Source organism: Romboutsia sp. 13368 (assembly GCF_018336475.1).
Lineage (GTDB): Bacteria > Bacillota > Clostridia > Peptostreptococcales > Peptostreptococcaceae > Romboutsia.
The window spans coordinates 1,280,422-1,283,670 of the sequence record NZ_CP048741.1 but is presented as its reverse complement, the minus strand read 5'-3'; the positions used below and the strand labels follow the sequence as shown (position 1 = coordinate 1,283,670).

The window sequence follows — 3,249 nt, the reverse complement described above, 5'->3', positions numbered from 1 at the left end:
ATGTATCCAAAATGATTTCCTGACACGTCGCTCAAGCGAAGTTAAATTTTTATATACGATATTACTAACGGTAAAACTTAATGGAAATGTTACCTATTTGGTAAAAAATATCTTGCTATTAATATCAACAACAACTATAATGAAATTATAAAAGTTACCAATGGTAATATTTGGTTACCAAAAAGATTAAGAAGAAAGGGGAAATTATGAGGGTAAAACTTAGAAATATCAGAAAAGAACAAAACCTTACTCAAGAAAATCTATCAAAAATGGTAAACATACATAGAACCTATTACTCAATGATAGAAAGAGGAAGAAAAAATCCATCACTAAGAGTAGCTATAAGTATAAAAAAGGCTTTAAACTACAAAGATGATGATATATTTGAAAAACAATAAAAAATCTAAGGGGGAAAAATAATGAAACTAAATACTAAAGTAATTACGGGGAATGTAAAATTAAACTATGTAAATGTAAAAGAGGCAAGAACTAATGGATTATCTTCAGAGCCTAAATACAGCACAACAATACTAATACCTAAAGAAAGTAATACTATAGAAAAAGTATATGAAGCAATATACAATGCTACTAAAAATGGAATACAAACATGGGGTGGACAAGTTACAGAGAATTTAATAACTTGTTTAAAAGATGGGGACACAACAGGTAGAAAAGAATATGAAAATAGTTTTTATATAAATGCAACTTCAAAATATAGACCACAAATCGTAGATAAAGACTTAAAAATACTTAATCCTGATGAATTATATAATGGATGTTTTGGTAGAGTTAGTATAAACTTTTATCCATATAATCACAAAGAAAGTGGAAACTGTGGTATTTCTTGTGAGCTTTTAAATATTCAAAAACTAGAAGATGGTGAACGTATAATAAATAGAGCAAGTGCAATAGATGATTTTGGTGTAGTTGAAGATGGGATATTAGTATAATGAAAATTTTATCTATTGATATAGAAACTTATTCAAGTGTAGACCTTACTAAAAGTGGGGTCTACAAATATACCCAAAATGACTTTGAAATACTGCTTATTGCCTATGCTTATGATGATGAAGAAATAAAAATTATAGATTTAAAAAACAATGAAAAAATACCACCACAATTAAAAAAAGATATACTTGATGAAAATGTAATAAAAAGTGCTTTTAATGCTAACTTTGAAAGAGTATGCTTATCAAAATACTTTAACACCTACTTAAGTCCTAAGATGTTTAGATGTACACAAGTTCATTCACTATATTTAGGGYTACCACATGGACTTGATAATGTAGCTAAAAGTCTAAGGTTAAAAGAACAAAAACTTGAGGAAGGTAAAAGTTTGATAAGATTTTTTATGAAAAAGGAAAACCTAGACTTATTAACCTCAAATATAGAAAACAGCAAAAAAGCTGAAGCAATTAAAAAATACGAAGAATTTAAAAAGTATTGCATAAATGATGTTAGAGTTGAGCGAAGTATAAGGAAGGTTTTAGAAAAAGTTAAGTTACCAGAAAGTGAGCAAAAACTATGGGAACTAGATCAAGAAATTAATGATAGAGGGGTTTTGGTAGATAGTAATTTACTTAAAAATGCTATTTATTATGATAACTATTTTAAGAATACTTTAATAGAAAAACTTAAATCTATAACTAATATAAATAATCCTAAAAGCAATAATCAAATGAAAGATTATTTAAAGTCTTTAGGAGTTAATGTAAATTCACTTAATAAAGAAAGTGTAGCTGATTTATTAAATAGTGAAGAAGTTAAAGAAAATATTCATTATGAAAAAATAAAAGAAGTTCTAGAACTTAGGGCAATGTTAAACAAAACTTCAACTAAAAAGTATGAAGCTATGAAAAGGTGTATGTGTGAGGATGAAAGRATAAGAGGATTATTTCAGTTTTATGGAGCAAATAGAACTGGTAGATGGGCAGGAAGGTTGGTACAAGTTCAAAATCTTCCACAAAATAAGATGAATAATTTAGATGAAGTTAGAGAAAAAATAAGGAACAATATTAGTTTAAATTTTCCTAGTAGGAAAGAGAGTTTTAATCATAATTTCAATATAAACTTAAACTCAAACAATCAAGAAAACCTATCAGACACATTATCACAACTAATAAGAACAACCTTTATACCAAAGAAAAAACATAGATTTATAATAGCTGACTTTAGTGCAATAGAAGCTAGAATAATAGCTTATTTATCAGATGAAAAATGGAGAATAGATGTATTTAATACTCATGGGAAAATCTATGAAGCTAGTGCATCTAAAATGTTTAAAGTAGATATAGATAAAATAACTAAAGAAAGTGAATTAAGGCAAAAAGGAAAAATTGCAGAACTAGCACTAGGMTATCAAGGTGGAGTTAAAGCTTTAGTTAGTATGGGTGCTTATAATATGAATTTATGTGAAAGTGAGCTTATAGAAATTGTAAGGGCCTTTAGAAGTTCTAATGTAAATATTGTTAAGCTATGGAACAGAGTTGAAAAAGCATTTATACAATCAGTTAATAATAAARGTATTRTMCATTTAGATAAAAACATTAGTTTTATCTATGAAGGAAATATATTATTTATTAAACTACCATCTGGTAGAAGACTTTCATATATAAGACCAAGAATAGATTATRACAATGGTTTTAATAAAAGTGTTATAACCTATGAGGGAGTAGATTCTACAACTAAAAAACAAACGAGACTTACTACCTATGGTGGAAAGTTAGTAGAAAATATTGTCCAGGCAATAGCTCGTGATATATTAGGACAGGCTATGATTAATTTAAGAAATAAAGGATTTAACATTGTAATGCATGTACATGATGAGATAGTTTTAGAAGTTGAAAATGGATTATCAAGTGTTGAAGAAATATGTGAAATAATATGTGAGGAAAACAGATACTTAAAGGGATTAAAATTAAAAGCTGATGGCTTTGAAAGTAATTATTATAAAAAGTAAGTTATAAATGGGGGATATTATGAAACACGACAAAATTATGAATATATCAATAGGAAAAAGTAGAAAAGAATTAAATTATGTAAACTTAAATATGCTTTATTCAGAGTTTATAGATAARTATATTAAAAAAACAAAATATACAAATGAAACCTTTKATGAGTATATAAACTTTCCTAAAGATATACAAGACAATATAAAAGATGTTGGTGGATTTGTAGGTGGTACTTTAAAGGATGGAAAAAGGAAGAAGGACTCTATAATAAACAGAAGTTTAATAAGTTTAGATGTAR

At 26.8% G+C, this 3,249-nt stretch carries 3 protein-coding genes and 1 pseudogene; all 4 read left to right on the top strand.

Annotation, left to right across the window (positions count from 1 at the left end):
* Positions 1-206: 206 nt before the first annotated feature.
* Entirely contained in the window at positions 207-398 is a 192-nt protein-coding gene (locus tag G3997_RS05165; RefSeq protein ID WP_296649163.1) for a helix-turn-helix transcriptional regulator, read from the top strand.
* Between the two features lie 21 nt (positions 399-419).
* Positions 420-950 (top strand): DUF2815 family protein, encoded by a 531-nt coding sequence (locus G3997_RS05160; protein WP_296649162.1) that lies wholly within the window; start codon positions 420-422, stop codon positions 948-950.
* Positions 950-2,959 (top strand): DNA polymerase, encoded by a 2,010-nt coding sequence (locus tag G3997_RS05155; protein ID WP_296649157.1) that lies wholly within the window; start codon positions 950-952, stop codon positions 2,957-2,959. Before G3997_RS05160 ends, G3997_RS05155 begins: the two co-directional genes overlap by 1 nt.
* A gap of 19 nt (positions 2,960-2,978) precedes the next feature.
* Positions 2,979-3,249, top strand: a pseudogene (locus tag G3997_RS05150) (hypothetical protein); the annotation flags it as partial.

Excerpts from the sequence above, each read along its gene's own strand:
- G3997_RS05165 (WP_296649163.1), top strand. The coding sequence starts at position 207 with ATGAGGGTAAAACTTAGAAATATCAGAAAAGAACAAAACCTTACTCAA.
- G3997_RS05160 (WP_296649162.1), top strand. The coding sequence starts at position 420 with ATGAAACTAAATACTAAAGTAATTACGGGGAATGTAAAATTAAACTAT.